The sequence below is a fragment of the Streptomyces sp. 15-116A genome (assembly GCF_025290915.1).
Lineage (GTDB): Bacteria > Actinomycetota > Actinomycetes > Streptomycetales > Streptomycetaceae > Streptomyces.
Genome location: NZ_JAOCQE010000515.1, coordinates 1 through 1734, shown reverse-complemented (window position 1 = coordinate 1734; position 1734 = coordinate 1). Strand labels below are relative to the sequence as shown.

Annotated in this window: 1 protein-coding gene; it reads right to left on the bottom strand. The window is 75.7% G+C overall.

All coding sequences use genetic code 11. From position 1 onward, the window contains the following. A partial coding sequence (locus N4P33_RS35020) for a type I polyketide synthase (protein WP_260830943.1) occupies positions 1-1580 on the bottom strand: 1580 nt, incomplete at its 3' end. Between the last annotated feature and the right edge of the window lie 154 nt (positions 1581-1734).

Genomic DNA, 1734 nt, shown 5'->3' with positions numbered 1-1734 from the left:
TCCGCCGGTGGCCGACGCGTGGCGGTACCCCGGTGGATCCCGGTGCCGGTCCCGCCCTCCGCGGCGGTCCGCAGGGCGGCGATCAGCTCGGTGCGGCCGGCCGCCACCACCGCCAGGCGTTCCCGGAGTTCGGCGCGTGCGTCGCGCAGGGTCAGCGCCACGTCACGAAGGTCGAGGCCGGGTCGGTCCTCCAGCGCGTCGGCGAGCCGCCCCGCGTAGGTCCGCAGTGCGGGCCCGGACGGCGCGGACAGGGGGTACAGCGTTCGCTCGCCGGGCGCCTCGACATCCGGACGCGGTGGCTCCGGCCGCGCCACCCGCTGCTCCAGCACAACGTGCGCGTTGGTGCCGCCGAACCCGAAGGAGCTCACGCCCGCCCGCCGCACGGGACGGCCGTCCCGCGCCCGGGTCACCGGCCACTCGCTGTGCTCGGTGACCAGCCGGAACGGCGAACCCTCCAGCCGCAGATAGGGGTTGGGGTCCTTCAGGTGCAGCAGGGCGGGCAGCTCGCCGTGCTCCATGGCGAGCAGGACCGTCAGGACGCCCGCGATGCCCGCCGCGGCCTCCAGGTGGCCGACGGCCGTCTTGACCGAGCCGATTCCGGTGACCGCCTCCGTGGGCATCGCGAGCCCGCGCTCGGCGTACAGGGTGCCGAAGGCCTGCTTCAGTCCCTCGATCTCCACGGGGTCGCCGAGCCGGGTCCCGGTGCCGTGGGCCTCGATGTAGCCGATCGTGTCCGGTTCGACGTCCGCCTCACGGTGGGCGCGGACCACGACCTCGGCCTGCGCCCGCGGACTGGGTGCCGTCAAGGAGGCCGAACGCCCCGTGTGGTTCACGGCGCTGCCCCTGACGACTGCGTAGACGTGGTCGCCGTCGGCCAGGGCCCGGCTCAGCGGCTTCAGCAGCAGCGCCCCGGCCCCTTCACCGCGTACGTAGCCGTCGGCGCCCGCGTCGAACGTCCGGCACCGTCCCTCGGCGCTCAGCATGCCCGCCTGGGCGAAGGCGACGAAGACCGCGGGGCTGAGCGTCACGTTCACTCCGCCGACCAGGGCCGCCTCGCACTCGCCCGCCCGCAGCGCGCGCACCGCCCGGTGCAGTGCGACCAGCGCGCTGGAGCAGGCGGTGTCCACGGCCTCGCTGGGGCCGCGCAGGTCCAGCAGATGGGAGACCCGGTTGGCGACGACGGCATGGGCGACGCCGGTGGCCATGTGCGCCTCGGTCGGCACGCCGTGCGCGGTGAGCAGCTCGTCGTAGTCGGAGGTCGCCACGCCGACGAACACCCCCGTGCTGGTACCCGCGAGGTCCTCGGGACGCCGGCCGGCGTCCTCGAGGGCCCGCCACACGACCTGGAGGAACAGGCGCTGCTGCGGGTCCATGAGCGCGGCCTCGCGGGGCGAGATGCCGAACAGGCCGGCGTCGAAGGCGGCGATGCCGTCCAGGAATCCGGCCCGTACGTCGCGGGTGCGCGGGTCGGCGAGCAGGTCGGAGCGGTCCTCGGGGACCGAGGTGACCAGGTCGTCGCCGGCGGCCAGGTGGGCCCAGAACGTCTCCAGGTCCGGCGAGCCCGGAAGGATGCCGGCCATGCCCACGACCGCGATCTCGTCCTCCGGCACGGGCCTCGCGGCGTCCGGCTCGGGCACGGACGCGGGCCGCTCCGGAAGATCCGGCCGGGACGGAGCCGGCGTGGGCGGAGCCGGCGTGGGCGGAGCCGGCGTGGGCGGAGCCGGCGTGGGCGGA